This is a genomic window from Paenibacillus ferrarius (assembly GCF_002027705.1).
Lineage (GTDB): Bacteria > Bacillota > Bacilli > Paenibacillales > NBRC-103111 > Paenibacillus_E > Paenibacillus_E ferrarius.
Genome location: NZ_MBTG01000012.1, coordinates 335,753 through 362,196, shown reverse-complemented (window position 1 = coordinate 362,196; position 26,444 = coordinate 335,753). Strand labels below are relative to the sequence as shown.

At 44.2% G+C, this 26,444-nt stretch carries 25 protein-coding genes and 1 pseudogene; 6 read left to right on the top strand and 20 right to left on the bottom strand.

What is annotated here, in order from left to right; all coding sequences use genetic code 11:
* Positions 1-162 precede the first annotated feature (162 nt).
* The 6 genes and pseudogenes from BC351_RS14960 to BC351_RS14940 all read right to left on the bottom strand — a co-directional run bounded on the left by BC351_RS14960 (position 163) and on the right by BC351_RS14940 (position 3,865).
* Positions 163-606, bottom strand: a complete 444-nt coding sequence (locus tag BC351_RS14960; RefSeq protein WP_079413324.1) for a hypothetical protein — start codon at positions 604-606, stop codon at positions 163-165.
* Between the two features lie 183 nt (positions 607-789).
* A complete protein-coding gene (locus BC351_RS14955; protein ID WP_208629725.1) occupies positions 790-1,740 on the bottom strand; it encodes a hypothetical protein in 951 nt (316 codons plus the stop codon).
* 96 nt (positions 1,741-1,836) lie between these two features.
* The gene (locus BC351_RS42900; protein WP_244209000.1) at positions 1,837-1,980 is read right to left on the bottom strand and encodes a GNAT family N-acetyltransferase; all 144 of its coding nucleotides are present in this window, start codon (positions 1,978-1,980) and stop codon (positions 1,837-1,839) included.
* A gap of 9 nt (positions 1,981-1,989) precedes the next feature.
* Positions 1,990-2,297 (bottom strand): annotated as a pseudogene (locus tag BC351_RS42895) (GNAT family N-acetyltransferase); the annotation flags it as partial.
* A gap of 434 nt (positions 2,298-2,731) precedes the next feature.
* The gene (locus tag BC351_RS14945) at positions 2,732-3,064 is read right to left on the bottom strand and encodes a hypothetical protein (protein ID WP_079413322.1); all 333 of its coding nucleotides are present in this window, start codon (positions 3,062-3,064) and stop codon (positions 2,732-2,734) included.
* Positions 3,065-3,130: 66 nt separating this feature from the next.
* Positions 3,131-3,865, bottom strand: coding sequence for an AAA family ATPase (locus tag BC351_RS14940; RefSeq protein WP_079413320.1), 735 nt, complete (start codon positions 3,863-3,865; stop codon positions 3,131-3,133).
* Between the two features lie 109 nt (positions 3,866-3,974).
* Between BC351_RS14940 and BC351_RS14935 the strand changes: the two genes are divergently transcribed.
* Positions 3,975-5,141: a copper amine oxidase N-terminal domain-containing protein gene (locus BC351_RS14935; RefSeq protein ID WP_158082094.1), complete on the top strand. Its 1,167-nt coding sequence runs from the start codon at positions 3,975-3,977 to the stop codon at positions 5,139-5,141.
* 329 nt (positions 5,142-5,470) lie between these two features.
* Here the strand turns inward: BC351_RS14935 and BC351_RS14925 are convergent, their stop codons facing one another.
* From BC351_RS14925 to BC351_RS14910, 5 genes are all read right to left on the bottom strand, one after another.
* Positions 5,471-5,752, bottom strand: a complete 282-nt coding sequence (locus BC351_RS14925; RefSeq protein ID WP_079413314.1) for a hypothetical protein — start codon at positions 5,750-5,752, stop codon at positions 5,471-5,473.
* A gap of 43 nt (positions 5,753-5,795) precedes the next feature.
* Positions 5,796-5,942, bottom strand: a complete 147-nt coding sequence (locus tag BC351_RS44115; RefSeq protein WP_341865996.1) for a zinc-binding dehydrogenase — start codon at positions 5,940-5,942, stop codon at positions 5,796-5,798.
* Positions 5,942-6,778 (bottom strand): NAD(P)-dependent alcohol dehydrogenase, encoded by an 837-nt coding sequence (locus tag BC351_RS14920; protein ID WP_341865993.1) that lies wholly within the window; start codon positions 6,776-6,778, stop codon positions 5,942-5,944. Before BC351_RS14920 ends, BC351_RS44115 begins: the two co-directional genes overlap by 1 nt.
* 39 nt (positions 6,779-6,817) lie before the next feature.
* Entirely contained in the window at positions 6,818-7,480 is a 663-nt protein-coding gene (locus BC351_RS14915) for a DUF4386 domain-containing protein (RefSeq protein WP_079413312.1), read from the bottom strand.
* A gap of 77 nt (positions 7,481-7,557) precedes the next feature.
* Complete coding sequence (locus BC351_RS14910) at positions 7,558-8,463, bottom strand: NUDIX hydrolase (RefSeq protein WP_079413310.1); 906 nt, start codon at positions 8,461-8,463, stop codon at positions 7,558-7,560.
* A gap of 1,302 nt (positions 8,464-9,765) precedes the next feature.
* Here BC351_RS14910 and BC351_RS14900 point away from each other — a divergent pair.
* The gene (locus tag BC351_RS14900) at positions 9,766-11,922 is read left to right on the top strand and encodes a molybdopterin oxidoreductase family protein (RefSeq protein WP_244208999.1); all 2,157 of its coding nucleotides are present in this window, start codon (positions 9,766-9,768) and stop codon (positions 11,920-11,922) included.
* A gap of 19 nt (positions 11,923-11,941) precedes the next feature.
* On the opposite strand, the gene BC351_RS42260 is transcribed toward BC351_RS14900, so the two are convergent.
* From BC351_RS42260 to BC351_RS14855, 9 genes are all read right to left on the bottom strand, one after another.
* The gene (locus BC351_RS42260; RefSeq protein WP_079413305.1) at positions 11,942-12,139 is read right to left on the bottom strand and encodes a hypothetical protein; all 198 of its coding nucleotides are present in this window, start codon (positions 12,137-12,139) and stop codon (positions 11,942-11,944) included.
* An 84-nt stretch (positions 12,140-12,223) separates the two neighbouring features.
* On the bottom strand, positions 12,224-13,270 hold the full coding sequence (locus BC351_RS14890) for an aromatic ring-hydroxylating oxygenase subunit alpha (protein ID WP_079413303.1): 1,047 nt from the start codon (positions 13,268-13,270) through the stop codon (positions 12,224-12,226).
* A 312-nt stretch (positions 13,271-13,582) separates the two neighbouring features.
* Positions 13,583-14,437 (bottom strand): diguanylate cyclase domain-containing protein, encoded by an 855-nt coding sequence (locus BC351_RS14885; protein ID WP_079413301.1) that lies wholly within the window; start codon positions 14,435-14,437, stop codon positions 13,583-13,585.
* Entirely contained in the window at positions 14,434-16,524 is a 2,091-nt protein-coding gene (locus BC351_RS14880) for a cellulose biosynthesis cyclic di-GMP-binding regulatory protein BcsB (RefSeq protein ID WP_079413299.1), read from the bottom strand. The genes BC351_RS14885 and BC351_RS14880 overlap by 4 nt, the downstream gene beginning before the upstream one ends.
* Before the next feature lie 16 nt (positions 16,525-16,540).
* The gene (locus BC351_RS14875; protein ID WP_079413297.1) at positions 16,541-17,791 is read right to left on the bottom strand and encodes a glycosyltransferase family 2 protein; all 1,251 of its coding nucleotides are present in this window, start codon (positions 17,789-17,791) and stop codon (positions 16,541-16,543) included.
* Positions 17,788-19,350, bottom strand: coding sequence for a hypothetical protein (locus BC351_RS14870; protein ID WP_079413295.1), 1,563 nt, complete (start codon positions 19,348-19,350; stop codon positions 17,788-17,790). The genes BC351_RS14875 and BC351_RS14870 overlap by 4 nt, the downstream gene beginning before the upstream one ends.
* Positions 19,351-19,381: 31 nt before the next feature.
* On the bottom strand, positions 19,382-20,857 hold the full coding sequence (gene wsfD / locus BC351_RS14865) for a glycan biosynthesis hexose transferase WsfD (protein WP_079413293.1): 1,476 nt from the start codon (positions 20,855-20,857) through the stop codon (positions 19,382-19,384).
* Positions 20,858-20,871: 14 nt separating this feature from the next.
* Entirely contained in the window at positions 20,872-21,996 is a 1,125-nt protein-coding gene (locus BC351_RS14860; protein WP_079413291.1) for a hypothetical protein, read from the bottom strand.
* 247 nt (positions 21,997-22,243) lie between these two features.
* The gene (locus BC351_RS14855; RefSeq protein ID WP_079413289.1) at positions 22,244-22,603 is read right to left on the bottom strand and encodes a c-type cytochrome; all 360 of its coding nucleotides are present in this window, start codon (positions 22,601-22,603) and stop codon (positions 22,244-22,246) included.
* A gap of 208 nt (positions 22,604-22,811) precedes the next feature.
* Here BC351_RS14855 and BC351_RS14850 point away from each other — a divergent pair, with 208 nt between their 5' ends.
* The 4 genes from BC351_RS14850 to tatA are packed head-to-tail and all read left to right on the top strand — an operon-like array spanning position 22,812 to position 26,331.
* On the top strand, positions 22,812-23,579 hold the full coding sequence (locus BC351_RS14850; RefSeq protein ID WP_079413287.1) for a gluconate 2-dehydrogenase subunit 3 family protein: 768 nt from the start codon (positions 22,812-22,814) through the stop codon (positions 23,577-23,579).
* A 32-nt stretch (positions 23,580-23,611) separates the two neighbouring features.
* Entirely contained in the window at positions 23,612-25,333 is a 1,722-nt protein-coding gene (locus tag BC351_RS14845) for a GMC family oxidoreductase (RefSeq protein WP_079413285.1), read from the top strand.
* Positions 25,334-25,372: 39 nt separating this feature from the next.
* The gene (gene tatC, locus BC351_RS14840) at positions 25,373-26,101 is read left to right on the top strand and encodes a twin-arginine translocase subunit TatC (protein ID WP_079413283.1); all 729 of its coding nucleotides are present in this window, start codon (positions 25,373-25,375) and stop codon (positions 26,099-26,101) included.
* Positions 26,102-26,133: 32 nt separating this feature from the next.
* Positions 26,134-26,331, top strand: coding sequence for a twin-arginine translocase TatA/TatE family subunit (tatA, locus tag BC351_RS14835; RefSeq protein ID WP_079413281.1), 198 nt, complete (start codon positions 26,134-26,136; stop codon positions 26,329-26,331).
* The last annotated feature ends 113 nt before the right edge of the window (positions 26,332-26,444 follow it).

The following is a 26,444-nucleotide window of genomic DNA, read 5'->3' as shown; positions in this document are numbered from 1 at the left end:
TCACACTTACTGCGAAAATATATCTAGAAATGTTAATTTATCAAGCCATGCTTACATCATTGTTGAGACTATCCGCACATTTCGGGAATTAAACACAAAAAACCACGATACTAATTCTCAGTATCATGGTTTTTTATTTAAATTTTATCAACCGACATGTTGTTATGGTTGGTATGGCCTAGGTAACTCATCAACTTTAAATATTCCTTCTTTTTTATTCAAGTTATATGTAAACTCTTCCCAAGATGCATCACTACGACTAACCTGAAAAGGCGTACCATCATCATTTTTAAAAGTAACAGTCGCTTCATATTTATCATCACTAATTTTCTTCATTTCTTTGATTTGGTTTAGATTTGGGCATGACTCCTCTAAATATGCTGCGAAAGCTTTTTTGTGGTTTTTTTCATTCATCCAATTATCGAGAATGGAGTAGTCCCCCCCGTATAACTTCATTGTCGTTGCGATGTCTTTGTTTTTGCATCCTAGGAGATATGAGCGCAAAGCAATTTCAGGATTGCTACCATAGTCGGGATCGGATCTCGTTGAGCATCCTTGTGTCAGCATAGAGAGTATGATTAGACTAATGATGCTTATAAACTTCATATTTACACCTCCTGCGAGATGAATCCCCGTCCCAGTTTGATGATTTCTATTTACTTAATAAAAAAGTCTCACTAGGTTCTTCTATGGAGAATCCATACCTTTCTCCCCCGATAAGCCTGTTTTTCAGCCTTACAATCACCAATTATAACATCGATCATTACACCAAATGCTCATATAATGCACCTACCCTTTTACTAAATAGCGAAATTTTTCAACGCTTAATTCATCTACCTCTTTTACTCGGTTCATGTGATTGTAAAAGCTATACGGAAATTTAAATTGATGACCAAAATCCCAATCATGATCATCATTTTCATTGATCCAAAATCCTAGCTCGATTGGCAGATGGGGGTTCCGGGTTGATTTCTCTAACGGTTTGCGATCAACTGGCGAGAATAATTGGATAGGGCTATCTGCCTCAATGTCACGGCTGGCTCGAAGAACTTTGACTAATTTAAGAAGTGGATAAATTCCTCTTTTGAAATACGTGACATGTCCGAGATCATATAAAATGTTCAGTGCATGTGAAAAAGTAAGCATATGAGCGATTAGATCATGGTGTGACTCCGCTCTATAAATAACGTTAAATGCAGCAACCTCCTTAAGAACAAACTCAGAAAGCTGTTCAGCACTATTTATTTCCGAGATGTTGTCAGAGACCGCAATGTCCAACTTTTTCACTTCGGAGGCGGAATAACCTAACCAAGAGCGTCCTGGAATGGTTTTGTCGAAGGAAACTATTAGCTCGGAGATTCCTCTAATATCCTCCTCGGTTACACAACAGCGAAGCTCATGTATAGCCAATAAACTCAATGCGGCGTAAATAACATTATGACCGACCCAGTGAAGCTGATCGATTGTGCGATCTAGCGATTCTAGAATAATACGCTCTGCATGGTTAATATCACTGCGTTTTTGCTCGTTCTTACTATAAGGTAAAGTGTGTTTCTTAACCATCTTACTAGCTTGAGCGATTACTTTTCGTTCTACGTCAGGAGGCAAATTGTTTTCTTTTATAAAAAAATAACTCGCAATCGCAGCGGCACCAAAATGTGCATGCCAAATATCTCCGGTTTCCTTTTTACATTGGGAAATAATGATTAGTCCGTCCTCTAGCAGACCTTTATCTAGCACGCTAGTTCTCCCTTCCTGCTCAAGTTTAGCCATCATATTAGCAAGTGTCTATGGTAGCCTCGTTATGTAGTTATTCACTAATCAGTTATGGAAACATTACTGTATCCATTCGTTCTTTAAGATGGCATACATCTTTACATTCACATAGCTTCCTTTCACAAACATCTGCTCCCTGATGATCCCTTCGAACTGCATTCCAAGCTTGAGCATGACGCGCTCTGAACCAGAATTCCCTGTCATACATCTAGCTTCAATCCTATTCAGGTCCAGCTCATTGAATCCCAAATTTAGGACCTGTTTCATAGATTCGGTGATAATGCCTTGATTCCAATATGAACAATTCCCCAATCACTTGGCTGATTGTTTTCGTATTTCTGCATAATTATTTTCAAAAAAGTAATTGCATCCTCGATATTCTTATGATTGTCCCAGCTGGTGAACTTGGAAACCTGCACATCTGACGCATAATCGAAAATATCAACTGCATCGTCTAGAGACAGCTTTCTTAAAAGGAGTCGCTCACTTTGTATTTCTCTATTAAAATCATATGGGTGCATAGTTTCACTCCTTCCAATTCAACAAAACAAGATATCTCCTCTGCCTTTGTCAAAACTTAATTAAGAAAAGGGATCCATTCTGTGCTTTTCATTACGCACGCGGACTACGAGAAGCAGGTATTAATTCTTCCCATTGCAATTTGTCCAATGAAATCAGCCATCAAAGGGCTTATTGCAAGCTTGTACTGGAATTAGTCCAATGATAATCCATAAAACCTCGAAAATGGTCTGCTTTTTAGATTATCCATTGGAGTTTATCCACTGAAACCGACCTTCAAACTCTTCAAACTTGCTTTCATTGGAATAAATCCAATGAAATATTCCCAATGATGTTTATTTTTAAATAGTTCCAATAAGCCTTTAGCATTGAATGATCCACAGCTTCTCCCTCTACCTAAACATAACGATATCCTCTTGCATCATAATGTCACCTATTATTCCGCTATCCGCTCATGTTTAGCTACAATCCAACCTAAATCATCTATTAAATAAAAGTAATATCTTTGGTTACCACGGTTCTGTTCGTTTTTAAAGCTGCAATCACATTCAACCGTATAAATCCGATTTCTAAATTCCTGCTCTTTTATATTTATACTTTTGATTTGATAATCGTTGGTATTGGATTTTAAATACTGTTCAATGCTTGCTTCTGGACTAGTGTCTATATGTCTTGTATCTAAAAATAATTTGATATAATTCACAGAATAAACAATTAAAATGAACAGAACAAAGCTTAGGAATACGATTTTAATCTTGGATAGCTTCATATGGACCACCTTTGGATTATTCAGAAATATTCACTAGTATTTAGCACGGCTGCTCCTTCTCTTTTGCTATTCGTCCATCACACGCTCATCTGAATCGTCAAACAAGTCCTTAAGGACCGCCTTTCTGTTTTCGAGGAACCGTCTTGTAATAATATAGTGCAGCGTATCCTCATACTGAATTTCCTCTACAGGTTGAACATCAAAGTTAATAATTTGAGCATCTGGAAATCCGAGAAGGATGGGAGAATGCGTTGCAATGATGAACTGGGCTTCATGTTCTAGATCCTTGATGACCCGCATTAAGGCCAATTGCCGTGCAGGGGATAAAGCGGCCTCTGGCTCGTCGAGCAAGTAGATCGCTTTTTTCCCAAAACGATGTTTAAAAAGGGAAAGAAATGCCTCGCCATGCGACTGTTCATGGAGCGAACGGCCACCGTAATATTTAAGGCTTTCAGGCAATGTGTCCAAATGGGAAGCAAAATGATAGAATGTTTCTGCCCTTAGAAAGAAGCCATTCGTAATCTTCGGCAGCCATGAAAGACGAACGTGTTCCCCCAGAATGGAATGGGAAGCGTCTACGTCATAATAATTGTTCTTCCCTCCTCCTGCCGTGTTAAACCCGCTTTGATAGGCAATGGCTTCAAGAAGTGTTGATTTGCCCGAACCATTTTCCCCAACAAGAAAGGTGACATTGGATCGGAACGCAAGCTTTTTTAAAGATTTCACAGCAGGTATTGAAAACGGATAGCTCATCGGATCCGTATCTGTTCCCCGCAGAATTTCTAGGCTGCGCAAGTACATTCATTTCAACTCCAAACATTACTTGGATTCATAAAATAAAAGCAAAAGACATAAATAGTAGACTATCCTTCGAATAATCTAATGACTACTGATTGGAGTGTGTTCTACTTTGAGTAAATGGAAAACGGGAACAATTGGATTCGTGTGCGGTGCTATATTTTTCTCAGGCCTTACCTATGCGGCGACGGATGCGGTCAAAATTGACGTTTATTTTCGTAATCTCCAGTATTATTTCGACGGAGCGAACAAGCAGCCACCGCAAAATCTAAAAGGATTCATCTACAATGATACCACATATGTGCCTCTTCGATTTCTGTCTGAATCATTGGGGAAGCCGGTAAGTTGGGATGATGCTACAAGCTCGATTTATGTCGGAGACAAGCCGATACAACAAATTACGCCAACAGCTGGTAAAGACAATCCAACACCAGGAACTGCGGCTTTGCAAGTATTTCCTAAAGATAATCCTTGGAATACAGACATCTCTAAATATCCGGTTCACCAGAATTCAAAGCAATTCATCTCTTCTATTGGCTTTAATACAAGTGTACATGCAGATTTCGGTACTGTTTGGCAAGGAGCCCCGATCGGGATTCCATACTCGATTGTAAGCGGCGATCAACCGAAGGTTAACGTTACGTTCACGGACTACGGGGATGAGAGCGATCCGGGACCCTACCCGATACCAGCGAATGCTTCGATAGAAGGTGGTCCGAATAGTGACGGGGACCGTCATGTCATCGTCGTCGATAAAGACAACCACTTGCTTTATGAATTGTACAACGCACAGCTTACAGCCAATGGTTGGCAAGCTTCGAACGGCGCTAAGTGGGATCTAAAATCAAACGCACTGCGACCGAAGTACTGGACATCCGCTGACGCTGCCGGTTTGCCCATCTTCCCCGGACTCGTCCGCTATGAAGAAGCCTCAACGGGTGAAATTAATCATGCGCTGAGATTCACTGTGCGGAAGACACAACGCGGATTCATCGCCCCTGCCACCCACTACGCCTCTAGCAGTACAGATCCCAACCTTCCACCGATGGGACTCCGGCTCCGACTGCGTGACGATTTTGATATATCTGCTTATTCGTCCACGAATCAAGCGATTCTCCGAGCGATGAAGAAATACGGCATGATTGTTGCTGACAACGGCAGTGATCTTTATGTCAGCGGCGCGCCTGACCCGAAATGGGATGACGATGATTTGCATAAACTGAGCAAGCTTAAAGGCAGCGATTTCGAGGTCGTTGATACGGGTCCAATTGAAAAATAACGTAGCTAGAAACATGAAAACCGTATGAGCCACATGGGCATACGGTTTTTCTTCTGAACTTTATTAGAAACTACTTGACCACTTATTCGTCAAAATGCCCGGCAATGCCATGAGCAGCCGCTCCAGCAATTCGTGCCAAAGAGAGCTTTACATAAGTTCCCTTACGCATAATGCTTTGGCCTTTGTCTTATAATCCTTGATCCACTTCTCAGCTTTTGCACTCTTCCCCACGACTGTCGCTATCAAACGAAGCTGCCGGAAACTATTGTTTATCTTTCTTAGCAATGGAGAAACTTGATGATTTTCTTGGTACAAACTGCAGAGGATCATTAAATCCTCATTAACGCTCTTCGTTCTGCATGCGGTTTGCATACTTGGCAAACGCCTACAACTTTCCCCTGCTCATCCGAGTAAAAAGACAGTTTATTAGCCTTCTTACGACAAAAGGAACATACCTGCTTGCCACCCTTTAACGTCTTTTTACCGCCAAATGAGACATTGATAACTTTGTTCGTTTCTTTCTTGTTTTTCTTCTTGGCAACGATTTGATAGATCACAAGAATAGCACCGGCAATCACAATGACTGCTAATATCAACCAAAGCATAGTCAAGTTCAACCCTCCCTCAAGTAGATCTAAGTTTGCTTAGTTCTGATTAGGTATTATTACTATGTTCCACATGGATAATGATTTTTCCTTTGTGCTGCCCATCTGCAAAATAGCGAACAGCATCCTCAACCTGACTTAGCGGATAACGTCTATCCAAAACAGGCGCTACTTTGCCCGTTTCAAAAAAATCCATCATATATTGTTGATCATTGTTGTTTGGCTTGTGACTAGGATACCCATTTTCTTATTCCCAGTCCTTGAGATCCATGGTCCTAAGAGCATGACTTGGAAGATTCGAGCTAGGGAGCCTCCGACCATAACATACGTCCCATTGCGATTTAGTGCTCGTTTATTATCAAAAATCGACCTATTTCCCACCACATCGAGTATCAGGTCATATCGCTGTCTATTTTGAGTGTAATCATCTTTGGTATAGTCTAAGACGTGATCGGCACCAAGCGATTTCAACATCTCTAATTTCTTCGTACTGTCCACGGCTGTTACTTCTGCTCCGTAGGATTTGATCAATTGCACCGCAAATGTACCCACTCCGCCACCCGCACCATTAATTAGAACCTTTTGTTTTGGCTGAATCTGCCCTTTATGACGAACTCCCTGCAATGCCAGGACCCCAGCTTGAGGGATAGACGCAGCTTGCTCATGTGTCATACTGGCTGGTTTCAACGTTAATGCTTCTTCACAAGCGCAGACATACTCCGCAAAGCCGCCCCAGCCGCATCCGGAAATATCTCCAAAAACCTCATCACCCGGAAGGAACTTCTTAACGTTTCTGCCGACTGTTTCAACCCGTCCTGCAATGTCAGCTCCAAGAATTTGGCATTTGGGCTTGAAAAGTCCCCCGATACGAACGATAAAAGGTGTACCTCTCAGGAGGTCCCAATCCCATGAATTCACGGATGCCGCATGTATTTTCACCAGCACTTCATTGTCCTTAGGGGCAGGTGTTTCTACCTCTTCGAGCTTCAGAACATCTGGAGTTCCGTATTTGGTATAGACAATTGCCTTCATGAAAAGTTTCCTCTCTAACACCTTTTTGTCTGGTGGTTCTTATGAACTGGGTTTGTTAAATCCTTTGACAATCAGCCATATCGGAAAAAGAATTTCAAATAAAGCACCTGGGATAAATAACAGCATCCCTGTACTATGCCCGAAAATCTCTAACAATGCGCTTGTTAACAACGAGGCATAGCCTATAAACCCAAAGATGGATAGAAACCGCGGAATGAGCTTGGATCGATACAATAAATAACATAACAACAGGCTGTATAAGCCAAGAACAATCATAGCCAACTGAAAGCTCAAAAATTTACCTTGTATAGCTAAGGATCCTATCGTTTGAAAATAGGAGGCAGCCGGTGCACCAACCGCTATATATTCCTTGCTTGCATGAATTAGTAATAATGGGCAGATTGCGCCAACAATGAGAATTACGGCTTCAATAATCCTGAAAGCAACATAACCAAGAGCAATCTGTTCATTATGTTTCTTTAGGATTGGAAAAAGCGCGATGGCGATACCCACAGCTGCGGTTGAGTTTATAAACTCTAAGAGCACCCCTATACTCACTTGGGTTTTATGAGGATAAACATGAAGAAGATAGTCTGGGTTATTGAGAATGGCTTCAATGAGTCCATTGCCTAACATATAGGTAACCGTTGCAATTAGAAACAATATACCCGCAATTCTAGCAGACTTTATGGTTGAATTCATTTGCTTACCTCCATTATTTTTATGCGCTCAATCACCAAATGAGTCATATAAATCGAGGGTTCCCCTTGACACTCCATTCACAAATATCGCCAATTCGGATTAAACCTGAACAATTTGGCCGGCCTATGCCCTGCATCCTTTGTAAACTGATTGGTTTCCGCAACCATGTTCGCGATCTTTCTTCGAAAGGCAGCCGAAAGAAGTTCTTTTCCCAAAGTCACCTCATACACCTGCTGAAGCTCCGATAAGGTAAAAAACTCCGGCATCAAGTTAAAAGCAATATCTGTGTATTCAATTTTATTCCTAAGTCTTTCAACGGCACATTGGATCATTTCTGCATGATCAAAAGCAATTCCATTCGAAACCATAATCTCTCTTTCGACCACGAAGGCTTTCCCTACATATTTTTCAATGACTTTGACGACAGCCTCAAGCGTATCCGTATCGTTAGAAAGCGTTATTTTCACCACTTTTTCAAATACAAAGTCTTTCCCTAGCAACGTTTTCTTCTCCTCAAGCACACTGTAGCTAACATTGAACCACCTTGCTTCATCCGCATCATCTCCTGCCTTCACTTCAAGCAAGCTGCCATCAACCAATGCCATATAGGAACAGCTGATAACCCGTGTACGTGGATCTCTGCTTACATCCCCCCATGTATAGAGCTGCTCCATATATACTTCATCAACATTCGTCTCCGTTTTCAGCTCGCGCAATGCGGCTTCATCCAAACTCTCGGTCTGCGTGACAAAGCCCCCCGGTAAAGCCCATTGACCAAGATAAGGATGAACACCTCTTTTAACTAAGAGCAGTTTCAGTGATTTCTCCGGAAGCTTTCTATAATTTTCCTTAACCTCATCCATGACGGTGAAAATTAACATATCAACCGTAACAGATGGTCTTTCGTATATACTCGCATCATAACGCTCTAAAAACTCAGCTTCAGTCAGTCCTTGTTTGTCTCTAAGCTGCTCGATATCCATGAAAACCACCTATTCTTTGATATTAATGCGATGATAACAACAAGTTATCTTTTGATAATAATGTAATGTTACGAACAAATTGATCATTGATAATAATACGATGTTACAAACAAATTGATCTTTGATAATAATACAATGTTAATAACAAATTGATCTCTGATAACAATGCAATGTTAATAACAAATTGTTATTATCACTTTGTTATAATCATTTAATCCTTATTTCCAATCTGTGTCAATACTTTTTCTTTTGTTTGATTTCATTTTGAGCATCTAAACAAAAAAACCGCTCTTGTTCCGACTACATCCCCCAATGGGTGTGATAGGTGCTCTTTTGAAACAATGCTGCCCCCTATCCCCGGGAATGCCCTCCGAGCCTGCCAAAAAGGCAGGCTCAACACCAAATGCTGCCTCCATCACCGGAAATCCACTCCGAGGCTGCCAAAAAAGCAGGCTCAGGAGGCTAAATGCAGCTCACCCACCCTGAGCCTGCCAAAAAGGCAGGCTCAACTCCAATTGCTGCCTCCTTCCCCGCGAATCCACTCCGAGACTGCCAAAAAAGCAGGCTCAGGAGGCAAAATGCAGCTCACCCACCCTGAGCCTGCCAAAAAGGCAGGCTCAACTCCAAATGCTGCCTACATCCCCGGGAATCCACTCCGAGACTGCCAAAAAAGCAGGCTCGGAAGGCAAAATGCAGCTCACGCTCTCCGAGACTACCAAAAAGGCAGGCTCAACTCCAAATACCGCCTCCATCCCCGGAAATCCACCACGAGACTACCAAAAAAGCAGGCTCAGGAGGCAAAACCTACTCACGCACCCTGAGCCTGCCAAAAAGGCAGGCTCAACCCCAAATGCTGCCTACATCCCCGCGAATCCACCACGAGACTGCCAAAAAAGCAGGCTCGGAAGGCAAAATGCAGCTCACGCTCTCCGAGCCTGCCAAAAAGGCAGGCTCAACCCCAAATGCTGCCTACATCCCCGCGAATCCACCCCGAGACTGCCAAAAAAGCAGGCTCAGGAGGCAAAATGCAGCTCACCCACCCCGAGCCTGCCAAAAAGGCAGGCTCAACTCCAAATGCTGCCTACATCCCCGGGAATCTACTCCGAGACTGCCAAAAAAGCAGGCTCGGATGAACCCGCTCCCTATCAACATAGCATTGGCTTCTGGATCTGGTAAGAGTCACTGCGATGCAAGCCCTCTTTATTGTTTTAAATTTCAATTATAGAAAATCCGATAAATATGCTATATTACATCGATAGAACATAATAGGTAACGTGCTGTACACGTTAACGCTGGAGATAAATGATGACAACTCATAAAGTGAAAAGTGTTTGTCCCTATTGCGGAGTAGGGTGCGGGATTGTGCTTGAAGTGTCCGAGAACCGGGTTCTTAAAGTTACAGGCGATAAAGAACACCCGACTAATTTCGGCAGGCTTTGCACCAAAGGCATTACTTGCGCACAAGCCATAGCTGAATCAGGAAGAATGGAACATGCTTACATACGTTCTGCTCGAGGCGTTGAACCAAGTCAATTCGGTATCGATGAAGCGATACGGGAGACTGCAAAGCGGCTGCGTGCGATCCTCGACGAGCATGGCCCCGATGCAATTTCCTTCTACGTTTCGGGACAAATGTCGCTGGAGGCACAGTACCTTATTAATAAATTGGCCAAAGGCTTCGTTCGAACCAACAACATCGAATCCAATTCCCGCTTATGCATGGCCAGTGCCGGCAGCGGTTATAAGCTATCTCTCGGAGCCGACGGTCCCCCTGGTTCCTATCAGGATATGGATCGTACGGACCTGTTTTTCGTCATCGGAGCCAATATGGCCGACTGTCATCCGATCTTGTTTCAGCGCGTGCTGGACCGGGTCAAAGCAGGCGCCAAGCTGATCGTAGTCGACCCGCGGCGCAATGCTACCGCAGATAAAGCTTCGCTTTTTATGCAGATCAAACCAGGCACCGACCTTGCACTGCTTAATGGACTGCTTCATCTACTCGTCAAGAATGGTCACACCGACCCGGCATTCATCGCCGAGTTCACGTCAGGCTGGGAAGCTATGCCGAGCTTTCTCGAGGACTATCCACCTGACCAAGTTTCCGAAATCACAGGGATTCCAGAAGCAGATATCCGCCAAGTGGCGCAGTGGATCGGTGAGTCCCGTGAATGGATGAGCTGCTGGACGATGGGACTCAACCAAAGCACACATGGGACATGGCATACCAATGCCATCTGCAATCTGCATTTAGCTACAGGCGCTATATGCCGTCCCGGCAGCGGTCCCTTCTCGCTCACCGGACAACCGAATGCCATGGGCGGCCGCGAGATGGGCTACATGGGGCCCGGCTTGCCTGGGCAGAGGAGCGTGCTTGTCGAAGACGACAGGCATTTTATTGAAGATATGTGGAGCATCCCACGCGGGTCACTGCGCACCGAGGTAGGTACAGGCACCATTTCTCTGTTCCAAAGTATGCAAGCTGGAGATATCAAAGCATGCTGGATCATTTGTACCAACCCGGTTACCACTGTCCCCAACCGCAAGAACGTCATCGCAGGGCTGCAGGCCGCCGAATTGGTTATCACACAAGATGCTTTCTTGGAAACAGAGACCAATCGGTATGCCGATATCATGCTTCCCGGCGCACTATGGTCTGAAGCTGAGGGGGTAATGATCAACTCTGAACGCAACCTAACCTTCATGCAAGAAGCCGTCAATCCACCAGGAGAAGCAATGCCTGATTGGCAGATTATTGCCCGTGTCGCTTGTGAAATGGGCTTTGCGGCTGAATTTACATATAGCACTTCCGCTGATGTATATCTCGAAATTCAAAAAGCATGGAATCCCAAAACAGGCTACGACATTCGCGGCGCAACCTACGAGCGACTGCGTGAAACATCTATACAATGGCCTTGTGCGCCAGATAGTAAGGATGACCGTAATCCTATCCGTTATTTGAACAATGGCATCAGCCAAAATCGAAAAGAATATGCCGACGGCACCCATCCGCGTCTCGTTTTTGCAACGGAAAGCGGCAAAGGCATTTTCCTTGCGCGTCCTTTTTTACCGCCTTCCGAAATGCCGGACAGTGAATTCTCGTTTGTGCTGAACACAGGCCGTTTGCAGCATCAGTGGCACACACTGACCAAAACAGGCAAGATTGCGATGCTGAACAAACTGAATCCAGGTCCTTTTATCGAAATTCACCCTGAAGATGCCTTAATGATTGGCATCCGCGAGAAGGATCTCGTCGAAGTTAGGTCACGCCGTGGTCATGCCGTACTCCCTGCCGTTATTAGCGACAGAGTCCGTCAAGGCAATTGCTTCGCCCCTTTTCACTGGAACGACATTTACGGTGAGAATCTTGCGATAAACGACGTGACTAGTGATGCAGTCGATCCCATCTCTTTTCAGCCTGAATTCAAATTCTGTGCCGTTTCACTGAGCCGTTACACCTAGTCCGTATGTTAAGACGCGATTATAATTCCAATCCATTTGCATCTCTCATCATTTCTGCGATCTTCTTGGAGTTGTCATCTTCACGATGTTCAAGAAATGTAACGACTCCCTTTTGTGTTTCGATCGAGTAGTCCTGATGAAGCTTCCAAGCAGCTTCAAAGTGCGTTACCTGTATGTTGAAGCCTATAATACGCTTAGTGAGTTGATCCGCTTCCAAAAGTTTCCTACAGATCATTTTATAACAAAAAAAACAGAGAGATCAATGATTGATCTCATCTGTTTTTTTGTTATAGACTTTCACTTATGACGTATAAATTCTTCCAAGCCCTATCTCACTTAGCAGTTGGCGATAAGCTATCGATGTGCGGTCTGCAGGGATATGGGCTTCCGCATGCAAATCGAGCGGCAAGTCTTCCGGTGTCTGAGCTTCCACCATCTCCCGGTCCTCATGAAATACCTGAAGATTAAAAGAAATGGTGTCTTCAATCGAAGCATCTTTATCGAAATTTCGCGAAATAGGACTAAACAACCTTGTATAACGAGCCGATGCTGGCGATGCACAATTTAGGATCATCAGCTTTCCATTATTGGGAAAGTATACGGTGAGCGAAGCCGCAAAAGGCGGAAACACACGGAACTCACGAAGCCATCTAAAACCCTCTGGTGCAAGATTGTCTTGCCCTTTCCCATAGTTGCTAACCGTACTCCAGTATTCAGCTATTAATTCATTGCCTATTCGTTTGACTTCGTATTGGGGAACATCCGTATTACTGCGATCTCCAAAAGTTTCTGTATGCACAAAAGCGAAGTGCGATACATCAAGAAACCCTTCCATTTGACGCCCAGCCGAACCGGCAATGTCAAAAGCTGGCGGCAATACATTCAGGAAATCAGGATCATCCCAACCTGCAAATGCAGGAATATTTTCCTCCGAGGATCCCAAAGATGTCCATATCAGGCCATAGCGTTCAACAGCAGGATAAATAATCAGTTTAAGTTTGGGGGATATTTTGGTATCAGGATGAGCAGGAACAGCCGTACACTTTCCTTCGCAGCTATAGCGGAATCCATGGTAAGGACAAACGATTTCTCCGTTTTCGACCCATCCTTTACTCAGCGGCGCACCGCGATGGAAGCACAAGTCACGGGCAATGACAATCTTTCCGTTACTGCGGTAGCAGACTAGCTTCACGTCAAGCAGCTTCACAGCTACTGGTTTGTCTAAAATCTCGCTTGCTTGCGCCACAGGGTACCAATATTGCGATAACACGTGCCAATCCTGTGGAGAAAATGTACAATCGCGTGGCAGTTGAGCTTCCTCATTGTGGCTTTTAACATTTGAAATCATACTGGTTCTCTCCTTCTATGTCTATTTGACCCGTGCAACATTTCCCTAGGTAACAAGTAAGTTATTGTGACTAACAAATAAATTAAAGTTAGTATACAACTGCACTCAAGCTGTTCGCAACGCGATTGGAGCAAAATAGGAACCGTGCATAATAAGACATTAATCTCTTGTAATCCTTCATAAACAAAAAAGAAACCAAACCTTGGTAAATGGAAGTGTCGAGCAACCATTAAACTCAAAGATGAGGTTTCTTATGTAGGTCAACTAGTTGTGCAAATGGATTCGAAGGACGATATCTTTGCAAAACTGCGCTTATACATCATACTCTACTTGTTTCTTCGCCTGAGCAATGAATTCCAAAGGATTCGAAATTTGCTCGGCATCATACGCCACAGCGCCCATCTTCAGAACAAGCTCCACCCGATATTTATTCGCGAATTCGTCTCGATTTCGTTCATCTACCCTGCTTCTCAACCTCTCAATGACGATCATAGCGCCAGGGAGATCCGTGAACAAAAGCATACCCCACATCGGATTTTCTTTATTTAACAAATAAAGTGAATCGTTCGTACGAATGCTGACCTGACTCATTTTGGACAGATCTTGGATAGCTTCCAATAGTTGTTCCTCCCCGATCATACGCCGGAGCTCATCCCAATACTTTACGCTGATAACCATAAGAGTTAAAGGTATATGGTATCTAACCGATAGAGCCATGAACACCGAAGCATCGCTTTGAAAGGACAACGTGTTCTTTAGGCTAGTTCTGGCATCGACAGTCGCAAGTGACTCATTTGCTTTTATCAATTGGTCATTTTCCTGCTGCAGCTGCCTATTCCCCAAGGTTAACAACCAAGTTGCTACCGTAAACAAAGGTGTCATAATGAGCCAGAAATAGTTCTGTGTCCCAATCAGGCCACCGTCAACTACGGTCTGATACAGCGTAAACGTTCCATAGCCGAAAATGAATAAAATATTCAGAATCAGCCCCGTTGTCACTGTAGTAAAGTACGTCACTACAGCGATTAGAAAAGCTAGATTCAGAAAGATGATGTTTTGGATATACAGATTCGGATTTCCAGACGTGAATACGATGCTGATGAAACAAGCAAGAATCAGCAGCAAGAACGCGCTATCCGATACGACACTGCTTCGAGAGCGTTTCATCGACGACCGCCCCGTTTCTTGTTGTATTTACGAATCATTAGAATTAGCGATAGAAGAACCAACAATACGATTAGCATGGAAGCAATCATAAAACCAAGAACGTCGCGGCGCTCAATCACTTGGTTCAGTACATTGTTGGATTCTGCTGTCGTTTCTTTTTTGAAACGGAAAGCTTTGATGTTGCCGTCAATGTCCGTCACAGCCCCATCGCCAAATACTTTCCATAGCGTACCTTCCGAACCGATAAGCTTGGATGCCAGGTAGGTATACTTTGATTCACTCCCTGTAACAGCCAGAAGACCAAATCCATTGCCGTATGGCGAGTCGATCAACTGAAGGGTACCGATACGTGTCCCATAACTGGCGTCGATGCTCATTTTCTCATTGGATACAAAGCCGCGGCCACTCGCGTCATAACGGAAATATAAATTTTTATTCGTATCACGTATGACTTGATTGTCTTGGTAGCTGCCGATGGCAATGACTTCTCGATCTTTTAATTGCTGCGCACTGACATTGTCTTGATAAAATTGGATCTCTCCTGTGTTCGTTTGTGCATAACGGCCTAATAGATTAAACAAATTGGTAAGAGTCTGATAGATGTAGCCGTCTCTTTCTTTCGGGAGTACAACGGCTACCTTATTGTAGCTTCCATCCCGCAGGAAAGGATAAGGGTAATTATTAAACAAGAGGTCTGCTCTGTCTTTGGTATTGAGCTGAAGCATCGTATCCTTGTCAATGAAAGCCCAAGGCATCTGCCCCTGATTCTCAATGCACCACGCGTTCTTAAGCTCCAAATCAAAAGCTACTTTCACCGTGAAATTACCGCTGATGTTCAGCGTTTTGGGAATGGTAAATTCCATATGATCGCCATCGGCAAGTTCAGTTGAAAGCCTTTTGCTGCCGATCGGCGTGTCATTAATCAGAACGGTAACCATGGACCTGTCAAAATCCAAATTTCTGGCATACCGGAACTTGATGTTCAGCTTGCTGGCATCCGCGATTGAACGGTTGCCCGGGAGCGAGATGAAATAGGATTTCTCCCGATGTCTGTCTCCCACCAGTTTATCGCCAGTTTCCGTTAAAGTGAGATTGCGGCTGATATTGACAGTGGGGGTATCCACTTCTGTCGTGTTATCCACGTCTTTGTGATCGGCATCAATTTGGTTTAATAACGTTTGGTTCGCAGCTAATCGACCAGCCTTGACCAATAAATCAGCATTTCTTGAGGTGATGACCAGAACCGAGCGATCAGCTTGCTTGATCAATTGCAGGGTTGCTTTATTTTCTAGATTATCCGACTGAACAAGCGGTTTTATTTCTTCAGGAAGATTCTCGAAGAGTGAGACCAATACGACAGCCTGCTTTCCCTTCATATTGTCTGAATTATATTCCACTAATGGGATAGGCTTTTCTGTCGTTGGGTTTGCTTTAGCGAAGCCGGACAAAGCATAAGTTGCTGCTTCTAACTCAGCGGCCATGTTCGCTTTCGGAACTGCTATCGCATTTTGAGCATCTTTAATCGTCCCTAGCCCAATAAAATGCTGATTAAAATCACGAATGCTGTTTTGAATAGGTTCCGCTGAATAGTTTACTGCGACCCGGGAAGACTTGGCGATTTGCAGCCAGTTCTCTCTCGTTTCTGTCGGTAGACAAACATTCGCCACGAGTGGAGCTGTTGATTCCAGGTGACCTTGAACCATCAAAGTGTTAACACCCTTCACAATCAGTTCTACGGGAATCTGAACCGACAGCTGCTGCTTTCCTGTCTCCTGCGCAACGGGACGAAAGGAATGGAACGGTGTCCCATTAATAGAAAGTGTGATACTGGAACGTTCATTTTGAGTCAATTGTGAGATTGCATAATCAAGATGAACCTCAACGCTCTCCTCTTGCCAATAACTTTCTACTTGAAAAAATTGTTCCATATATGTATCCCGGCCGGATAACGAAGTTTCTGTAAAATTCGTCTGGTAGTGCTTCGTTCCAGCCGTTGCTAACTCTTCAGCCGAAGCACTAATGCCTGAGATCAATTGCAGTATGATCATCGTGAACATAACTGCGAGCCCTACCATTCTTTTTTTCACAACGATCACCCCTAATTTAGAACCTTTCTGTTTTGTACCATTTAGCTTCTCTTTTAAAGACCAAATCCTTCAGGAATGTGTACATTCCATACGCCGCGACGACCATCCACATCTGGCAATAGGAGACGTACATCAGCAAGATAATCCATATATTAGATAATCTCATTTCACCTTTTTCAGTGACCAAAGTGATGAATGTCCCAACTACAAACAAGGTAATGGCCAGAACCCACAAAAAGGAGCTGAATCCGGCGATTGTCGTGGAGACATACCCAAGTGCATGAAGAACAAGCAGCAAATCAGATAAGATTAATGAACTCAGCAGCAAAAAATAGATAGACAAAAAATAGATAATATCGAAACGAATATTTCGGGCTTCGCGTTTGAACAGCATCGGAATATTTTTGACAATGACATAAATATTCCCCTTGGCCCACCTTGTACGCTGCTTAAACCATACTTGAACGGTTTGCGGCTCCTGCTCCCATGTTACGGCTTTGGGCTGAAACTTGATCCGATACCCCATCATATAAATGCGAAAGCTGATTTCGGTATCCTCCGCGATCGCTTTCACATCCCAACCACCGATACGATCAACGATTTCACGGCGCATAATGAAATTCGTTCCAGGAATGGTGCAGAGCTTAAACAATTTCCATCTGCCGGCTTGCGCCATCCATTGAAAGGATAAAGTCTCAATATTAATAAATCGTGTTAACAGGTTGGCATCCCGATTACGCGTTCGGAACTTCCCAATCACTGCGCCGAGCGTAGGATCGTTCGTAATCTCCGAAACCAGGTAGAGCAGCGCTTTCTTCTCCGGCGTATTATCCGCGTCATAAATCGCAATATACTCCCCTTTGCTCTTCTGAAAACCGATATTCAAAGCATTAGACTTGCCTTTTCCTCCAGTAACACCATCTGTATTAATAATCGTCAGGTTTCTTCCTGGGAATTTCAATTGAAGTTGACCCAGCAATTCGCTGCTGTTGTCGGAAGAATTGTCGTTAATGACGATAATTTCGTATCGGTCATGCGGATATTCCAAAGCGAGCAGCGATTCGACGGTTTTCGTAATCACTTTCCCTTCATTGTGGGCGGGCACCATGATGGATACGAATGGCGCCTCTCCTTTCAGCGGTGGAAGCGGCTTGTTCTCGATTTGAATATAGTACAAGTATCCAGCCACAATGAGAACGATGTTCACAAGCAAGAGAGACCAAATACAAATGACTGAGATTAACATAAGAATGTCTGCAAGCGTCATAATTGTCTCCCCATATGTGTGTATTTGCGTTTGTATAGCCGGTATCCGATAATCAGGAACGCCGTAAAAAGCAGCAGGGTTGTTACGATTAGAATAATGAATACTTTATTTTGCACCGAAAATAAGTTTGCTAAACTTTTCTTGCCTTCTTGTACATAAGCATGCTCCGAATTAACATCCTGCTTATTGCTATTGAGCAAAATGGTTTGCCCATTGAAACGAAGCTGACCGTTGCGTGACCCCATTTCATTCACTTCAGTTCGAACTGTGTGCACCTCATTTTTGTAATCCGAGAACGTTGTCCAGTCCGCAAGCAGCTTCGTTATCAAAGCTTCTGACTTCTGACGGTCTTCCGGGAATGCATACACAAGTGCAGTATCCATCGGCAATGGTTCCAGAATCTCCCCAGGAGCCACATATTGGCTTAATTCAGCATTTGGGATCGTATAAACCGCGGATTGAAATGCTTTGGACGTTGCGGTTTGGGAACGATACAAAACACGCTCATTCGGGAAAATGACGCTTGAATCAAAATAAGCCAAGCCGTTCGCAGCATAATGCTGATCATACGTCCAATACATTTCCGACCCGACGCCGAGTGGAACAATGCCATATCCCCCCAAAGCGTCTAGAAACGCAAGCATCTCCGATTTCAATACCGTGATGTCTTGACTAATCGTAGAAGCGACAACGGGAGCTTGGACAATAATGCTCCCGTTGCGGGACTGCACATGTTTTAACGTCTCGAGGTATCGCTGGACAGCAGGATAATCGAGATTGCTAAGAACTGGCTGTACACTGGCGATAAAGGGAATACCTGCATCATATAATCGATCAGCCATCTCATTAAGCAAGTCCAAATTGGAGAAAGGATAGATCTGATCCAGCACCATGTACGTATGACTGCTCGTTGTCACTGTTAGCCAGTCTTTCAGCAAATAAGCTGCTGCAAGCTCGCTTAAGTTGCCTTTCACCAGATAAGGAATGTACGCATATTTCCCGTCCATTACAGCAAATGGAGAGTTTATTTTCAATTTCTCCGAGCTTAAGCTGCCGTACGTCTTGCCTTTGAATTTGGTCAAATAGGAAATTCCCTTTACTGTCATAGCGGTTTGTTGGAGCTGGCCTATTTCCAATTTGGCCGTATCTTGATCAGCACTTACACTTTCCAACTGCAACGCTTGCCGAATGTTCTCGGGAACTTGATTCCCAATGTGTAAATAGTCCCCCGCATAGTTAGCCGAATCCTTCACATAACTGTCAGGCAATTGAAATAAATCATCCGCATTTCGAACGGAAATGACCTTGTTGAACTTATTCAACATGCCAGCTTCATAGTGATCATAATTCATTACGGTCACTTGTGTTCCGAAAGAAGCAAGAACTCGTTCAAGAGCTTCAATATTGCCCTCTTTTGGCGTACTTATTGCTGCGCTGTCATAAATAAGCAGAACGGAGGCAGTCTTCGATGTACTGGCCTCCATCCCTTTTGGAAATGAAAGCCCGGCTAGCAAATAGAGGATCAGAAGCCCCGCCATGTAGATTCGCCGATTCAGCATGATGTCCACTTCCTTATCTGTCGTCTTTCATTTATTCGTCAGCCTCAACAGCTTCATTGCTCCATAAGCGTTTACCCAATAAATCACCGACCGTCAACAACGATACCAAGTCAAAGGTCAACGTAAATAGAAATTCATGCTTGGACAAATCCGCGTCACCAGCACCAATAATGGATACGAATATCCCTGATAACCCCATAAGGATCATCATCATAATCAGCGGGAGTCTCAGCGCCACTCTCCATCGCCAAGTCCGCATCGCAGAAACAAACGATGGCATGTACAACCCAACGACAATCAGCATCCAAAGAATGATGAATCCGAATGTTTTGGGAGAAAGCGCATCTTTCAAAAGACTGTATCCTGAGAAAAAGACCGTTTGGGCTCCAAAAGGTTTACCGCTGGATTGTTCGTAATTCCCCATCGCTTTCGGCCGTATGGTAAATCCGTCATGAGCCGCTTGGTTGAGCATTTTCCCGGCTTGATCGGGATGAGCTGCATAATAAGTGAAGATAGAACCAAAGCCATATTTGCTGTAGAAACTCTTTTCGAGCAACTCGGAATCGACATCAACAGAGGCATAGGGATCGTAATACAGACTGCCGTTTAACATCGCGTATTGCTTATCAATTCCGAAGGATTCCAGCGTCTTCTCCGGGTTCGTTGAATCCAGAAGCACCCCTCGCGTCATTGCGTGGTATTTATTTATATTTACAAACTCTTTCGGAATGAGTACGTAAGTACCAACACCCACACCAAGCATAATGATCAAAGATAGCAACGTGACGATCCGGTACGTTCTTTTTTTACGAATATAAATAAGAAAAAAGCCAAGAACCGCGATAATGATGCCTACCGGCGCATTTTGCTGCTTGCTTGTCGTCAAGGCGATTGCACTTACAATAAATAGGGATAACATGACATAATCGTTATATTTTTTCCGATATAGCAATAGTCCTGAGGCGAACATGAAGACCGTCATGATGAGTACGATACTTTCACTATAAAAAGAATTGAAGTATGCCGTATAACCGGTATCCCCTAATATGAAAATCGCGATAGCCGCGACGAGGTATCCTGCTTTTTTAGACATTTTCCAAGTAATAGCCTCTACCAGCAAATAAACAGCAGCCACATACAAGATCAGGTACATCCAGGCTTGATAACGGATATCAAAATTTTGCGAATCATGGAATATTTGATTGAAGAATATCGCTACTTTGATAAACAACGATTGTGATGAAAATAAAGTTGCACCGTTCTCGTTATAGTATTGAAAGATTCCATAGTTTTTCACAAAAAAGCCCAGATATTGGCTGTTATAATTCGGATCATTGAAATAAAGGCCGTTGCTGTATAAAATTCGGAAAAAGTCTCCGTTATCGGCCATTCCGATATAAGGTTGTAGAAAAAGCGCGGCAGCTGTAATCAGCAGCACGCCAGCAGCGGCGAAAGCAGCAGGTGATAGATAACGAGGTAACATTCGCATAACGCTACTGAACATCATGCACCCCTTTCCTATTAATGAACTAGTGCGATTAAAGCCATCAGATTATCAAAGGAGTACGCCTGCTTCGCATTCGTATCTCCGTATCCACCATATAAAGGGTTCTGAGCATCTAGAATTTGAAATTCATTCATCCTGCGGATACTGTCTTCGTACAGCTCTTTATCTCCGATGACAGAAGCGATCTGAGCCGTAATGGCATAAATAGCCGTAGACCTCACCTCATTCAACGGTTTGCCTTCCTTCGTATATTGACCGACCAAAGTGCCTGCTTGGACATGCTCCTTAATAAAATGAATGCTCGCTTCTCGCTGTTTGCCTGCTTCAGCCAAATTCAAAATCGTCAATAAAGACTCAACCGTGTTGATATTATCAGATTGGTAAACTTTCGCATTGTAATCATATCGCGTTTGGTAGAAAGGAAATTCGTCCGACAAATAGCCTTTTTGGGCGATTTGAAGCATTCCCGTTTCTAGCGCAGCTTTCTTGGATTCCGGTACCGGAAGAAGCTTCAAAGATAGATTATCTATGTAGCACAAGGTAACGAACGTATTTCTCATTTTGTAGATTTCGTCGTAGAAATCATACAAATGATCATCTGCGACATTATATTGATAGAATCGATTCCCGTACGTATCCAAGTCCGTCTTATAGTCCGAAGTCCGAAAAACAACGGAGGCCTCAGCCAAGGCACGAAGAATCCGGAGATCATCAATAGCAGCATTAAGCGTATACTTCTTCTGTTGTTTCGGACTGAACCGGTAGCTAAATCCCGTCTTCAAATCGAAGGTTAGCTTCACACGCTGCCACTGTGCATCAAATTGCTGCTTCTGTCCGGTCAAAGCGTAGTATCTCAGCATAAGGCCAGCAGATTCACTCAACACTTCATGACCTGAAGCTGCCTCGCCTATTTGATCAGTTTCTAGTAAATTCGTGTAAATCCCATCATTGCTTGATAGATTGTTCGTTATAAATTGATACAAAATGTCACGATTTCCCGTCACATGCAGCTGCTCGCCGAAGGAATGCTTGACTTGATAAGCGTCCCATTGCTTGGCTGTTGAATCATCCGCTTCACAAGCGGTTAGGAACATCAACAAAGCCATACTGCTAAGCAGAATGCTGCGTCTTTTACTCATATTTAACCTCCTTTACGGAACAGTAAACACTTATTTGTCGAAGCATGTTGTTATATGAAAGGTATGTCGGGTATCTCGCTATTATAAAATAAATTTTCACAGGAATCGAGTTCAAAAATAGACAAATTTCGATATTTAGTTGTAGTTTAACATAGAATTCTCATTCATTCGGTAGGGAATTAATGTATGAAAAGTCCCACCCCTCCTCTCTTCGAGGAAGGGTGGGACTTTATGTCGTTATGCATACCTACTTTTTGTCAGCAAGCCACGCAGACAATGCATTGACGTCATCAGATGAAAGCGTTCCTTTGAAGCTGGGCATTGCCCCTTTGCCATTCGAAATCGTAGTCACGATTTGTTCTTTGGTCAGCTTACCGCCCACTTTTTGAAGACTGGGTCCGACCATCCCTTCGAGATTAGCCCCATGGCAGCTGACACAATTGGCTTTGAAAACAGCTTGGGCGTCAACTTTGGTTGTAGCTCCCGAGCTAGTCGCTGTTGGTGCCGCTGAACTGGATGAGCTTGGCGTTGGTGTTGAATTGCTTTTACCACAAGCGGTTAAAGAACTGACGAGCAGTAAAGCGAGAATGACGACTTTTTTGTTCATGAGCCCATTTCTCCTTAGCCTAATAAGGTAATTGCACGATGACGCGGCAGTCACAAAGCTCTTCATGGAAGATCGCTGCGTGAACCTTTGCTATTTCTACAATGCCCGTGAATCCAAATTTTCATGCAAGGAATGAATAAGAAAAACAGCCATGGATAATGATATCCACAACAACCCAATACATGAAATTCCAAGGAGGAATGAAGAGTTGGCTGAGAAAAAAATGGACAGTTCACCAGACCATTCGCGGCGACGTTTCCTGAAGTATACAGGCACCGCCATTGGTGGAGTGGTCGTGGGAGGCGTTATCGGAAGCGCTGTGTCAGGTGGTTTTACCAAAAAGTCAGCGGTCCCTTCGCCATCCGCCTCACCTCAAGCTCAACCTGCTGGAGACTATAATCGGGCTCCAATGTTTTTCAACCAAACGCAACTGCAAATGACAGAAGCTGCGTCTGAGCGTATTTTCCCCAAAGACGACAGCGGTCCAGGAGCATCGGAATTGGGCGTTGCCTTTTATATTGATCATCAATTGGCTAGTCCTTGGGGTGTGAACGCTCGCACTTATCGGACAGGTCCTTTTGTCAAAGGCGAAGTCACTCAGGGGGATTACCTAAGTATCCAGCGCCACGAACTGATTACGATGGGTCTGCACAGTATGGAAGAAACGAGCAAGAGCAAATATTCCAAATCCTTTGTCGACTTGGCTCCCGAGGAGATGGATGCGATTCTTACCTCCATGGAAAAAGGCGAGATTCAAGTTGTCAACGGCATAACAGGCAAAACCTTCTTCAATTTATTCCGCACAATGGTTATGGAAGGTGTGTATTCCGATCCGCTCTATGGCGGCAACAGCAATATGCAGGGCTGGAAGATGCGCAAATATCCAGGTAATCAAATGAGCTACACGAGCATTATGGATAAAGATCAGTTCATCGCGATGGAGCCGCGCAGCTTGCACGATCACTTCGTACATTAAGGAACAACCCTATTTGGAAAGGAAAATAGCTTATGGCTACTACAATGCCGAAAGTTCCCGTTGTTATTGTTGGGATGGGATGGGTCGGGGGCATCATTGCCGCCGAGTTGTCCAAACAAGGAGTAAAAACCGTTGGATTAGAACGAGGAAAGCCGCGGAGTACCCAAGACTATTATATGGTCCATGATGAGCTTCGTTATGCCTCAAGATACGACCTCATGCAGGATCTTTCTAAGGAAACCGTGACGTTTCGAAACACAGAGAAAGTTGCAGCAGTTCCTATGCGTGAGTATGGCTCCTTCCTTCTCGGAGAAGGTCTTGGCGGTTCAAGTATTCACTGGAACGGGCAAACGTACCGCTTCCTTCCCTATGATTTCGAAATTTACAGCAAAACGGTGGAAAGATACGGAAAGCAGAAAATACCCGAAGGGATGACCATCCAAGATTGGGGCATTACCTATGATCAGTTAGAACCTTATTTTGATAAATTTGAAAAGTTGGCCGGGATCTCTGGTGACCCTGATCAGAACCCTATGGTTGGCAAACGTTCAGCCCCCTTCCCGACCAAGCCAATGGTGAAAACTCCTATTTTGAAATTGTTTGAAGATGCAACGAAAAAGCTGGGATATCACCCGTATATGATGCCGTCTGCCAATCTGTCGGAACAATATACGAATCCGGATGGCATCACTCGAGCTGCTTGCCAATACTGCGGCTATTGTGAACGCTTTGGCTGTGAATATGGCGCGAAGGCTGATGCCGTTGTCACCGTCCTTCCAGTCGCACAGAAGTCAGGAAATTTCGAGCTGCGTTCCTACTCCAATGTGATCCAAATTCTGAATGACGGCAAGAAGGCCAGCGGCGTCGTATACGTGAACACAGTGACAGGAGAACAATTCGAGCAGCCGGCTGACGTCGTCATCATGGCCAGCTACGTTTTCAATAATATTAAGCTCCTGCTTACTTCCAAGCTCGGCAAGCCGTACGATCCGGCTTCTGGAAAAGGGGTAATCGGCAAAAATTATTGCTATCAGACTAACGGCGGCTCGGCTACCGGATTCTTTGATGAAAAGGAATTCAATCTGTATGCGGGCGCAGGCTCGCTAGGCATGGAGATTCCCGATTTCAACGGTGACAATTTTGACCATAGCAGCCTTAACTTCATACACGGCGCAGGAATCCGTATATCCCAGACCGGGCAGCGCCCTATTGCGACCAATTCAGTTCCAAAGGGCACACCAGCATGGGGGAAGGATTTCAAGCAAAAATCGCTTAAATATGCGAACAGTGTCCTGGCCGTTTCTCCGCAAGGCAGCAGTATGCCATGGAAACATCATTATGTGGATCTGGATCCAACTTACAAAGATGCTTACGGACTTCCTCTACCGCGAATTACGTTCGACTTTGAAGAGCAGGATCGGCAAATGATCAAATTCGTGAGCGGGAAAGCTGCCGAGATTATGAAGGAAATGAATCCGACTTCCATCGGGTCTTCCGATCAATTAGGACCTTACAATATTGTGCCGTATCAATCGACACACAATACCGGCGGCGTCATTATGGGGGCAGATCCTGCGACTTCAGCTGTGAATTCGTACATGCAGATGTGGGATGCCGAAAATGTATTCGTTGTTGGAGCATCGGCTTTCGCTCATAACAGCGGTTATAATCCTACCGGCACCGTGGGAGCACTGGCGTATAGAGCCGTCGAAGGGATCGCCAAATATTTAAAACAAGGCGGCATGATTGGGTAAGAGAGGATTACACATGTCTCACATACAGGGAGGGAAGGCATGGAGCAGGAAGACTGGATCTTTCATTTAACCGAAGTTCGCAAGCGATTGCTGATCGTTGCCATATGGTTTGTGATAACACTAAGCGCGGGGTTGTATCTTTCGCCAGGGATCCTCTTGTATATGAAATCGCAGCCATTGATCGGCGGGATACAGTGGAATGTATTTTCATTTACCGATGGGCTTATGATCTATATGAAATGTGCTTTCCTCTTTGCTCTATTGTTCACGATGCCGGTGATTCTCTACCAATTGTGGGCATTCGTTCGACCTGGTCTCACCGAGGCGGAGTCTAGGAGCGCCCTTCCCTACATACCTACGGCGTTCGCGCTGTTTATCATCGGCGTAGCGTTCAGCTACTGGGTGGTCTTCCCCATGATGATTCGCTTCATGATGCGCATGAATCACCAAATAGGTGCAGTCGAAACTTACGGGATCGACCGATATTTCGCCTTTCTGTTCCATATCGTGTTTCCCATGGCGATTGCCTTCGAATTACCCGTTGTTCTGCTGTTCTTAACCAAAATCGGTCTATTGACCCCGCAGCGGTTAAAAATGTCAAGGAAATACGCCTATCTCGGTTTGACGATTATAGGCTCGTGCATCTCTCCCCCCGATATGGTTTCCCATCTCTCCGTTACGGTGCCCCTGATTCTGTTGTTTGAAATTAGTGCACTGGTAGCTGGGTGGCAATGGCGGGCGATGCAGCAACGGCTTGCAAATAGCTGACTGTCACCTACAAAGGAAAGGAGGATAATTGAATGTTCAACAATATTGGTGTATCCGGTTTGATCTTAATTCTGGCCATTGCTTTAATTGTTTTTGGACCTTCCAAGCTGCCACAGCTTGGAAGAGCCTTCGGAGATACCTTGCGTGAATTCCGCAACTCGACCCGCAATATCATGGATGAGAGTGAACGTGATCACCTGATCGAAAGTGAAGATAAAAAAAGGCTGTGACCGATTTCGTATAAACCTGCGAGTATGCAGGCTTTTTCGATCAAATCGTGTGAAAACAGAGAAAGCCTGCGATTATGCAGGCTTTTTCGATCAAATCGTGTGAAAACAGAGAA

Coding starts and splice junctions, on each gene's coding strand:
- BC351_RS14960 (WP_079413324.1), bottom strand. CDS start 606: ATGAAGTTTATAAGCATCATTAGTCTAATCATACTCTCTATGCTGACA.
- BC351_RS42900 (WP_244209000.1), bottom strand. CDS start 1,980: ATGACAGGGAATTCTGGTTCAGAGCGCGTCATGCTCAAGCTTGGAATG.
- BC351_RS14945 (WP_079413322.1), bottom strand. CDS start 3,064: ATGAAGCTATCCAAGATTAAAATCGTATTCCTAAGCTTTGTTCTGTTC.
- BC351_RS14940 (WP_079413320.1), bottom strand. CDS start 3,865: ATGTACTTGCGCAGCCTAGAAATTCTGCGGGGAACAGATACGGATCCG.
- BC351_RS44115 (WP_341865996.1), bottom strand. CDS start 5,942: ATGGATTTTTTTGAAACGGGCAAAGTAGCGCCTGTTTTGGATAGACGT.
- BC351_RS14920 (WP_341865993.1), bottom strand. CDS start 6,778: ATGAAGGCAATTGTCTATACCAAATACGGAACTCCAGATGTTCTGAAG.
- BC351_RS14915 (WP_079413312.1), bottom strand. CDS start 7,480: ATGAATTCAACCATAAAGTCTGCTAGAATTGCGGGTATATTGTTTCTA.
- BC351_RS14910 (WP_079413310.1), bottom strand. CDS start 8,463: ATGGATATCGAGCAGCTTAGAGACAAACAAGGACTGACTGAAGCTGAG.
- BC351_RS14900 (WP_244208999.1), top strand. CDS start 9,766: ATGATGACAACTCATAAAGTGAAAAGTGTTTGTCCCTATTGCGGAGTA.
- BC351_RS14890 (WP_079413303.1), bottom strand. CDS start 13,270: ATGATTTCAAATGTTAAAAGCCACAATGAGGAAGCTCAACTGCCACGC.
- BC351_RS14885 (WP_079413301.1), bottom strand. CDS start 14,437: ATGAAACGCTCTCGAAGCAGTGTCGTATCGGATAGCGCGTTCTTGCTG.
- BC351_RS14875 (WP_079413297.1), bottom strand. CDS start 17,791: ATGACGCTTGCAGACATTCTTATGTTAATCTCAGTCATTTGTATTTGG.
- BC351_RS14870 (WP_079413295.1), bottom strand. CDS start 19,350: ATGCTGAATCGGCGAATCTACATGGCGGGGCTTCTGATCCTCTATTTG.
- wsfD (WP_079413293.1), bottom strand. CDS start 20,857: ATGATGTTCAGTAGCGTTATGCGAATGTTACCTCGTTATCTATCACCT.
- BC351_RS14860 (WP_079413291.1), bottom strand. CDS start 21,996: ATGAGTAAAAGACGCAGCATTCTGCTTAGCAGTATGGCTTTGTTGATG.
- BC351_RS14855 (WP_079413289.1), bottom strand. CDS start 22,603: ATGAACAAAAAAGTCGTCATTCTCGCTTTACTGCTCGTCAGTTCTTTA.
- BC351_RS14845 (WP_079413285.1), top strand. CDS start 23,612: ATGGCTACTACAATGCCGAAAGTTCCCGTTGTTATTGTTGGGATGGGA.
- tatC (WP_079413283.1), top strand. CDS start 25,373: ATGGAGCAGGAAGACTGGATCTTTCATTTAACCGAAGTTCGCAAGCGA.
- tatA (WP_079413281.1), top strand. CDS start 26,134: ATGTTCAACAATATTGGTGTATCCGGTTTGATCTTAATTCTGGCCATT.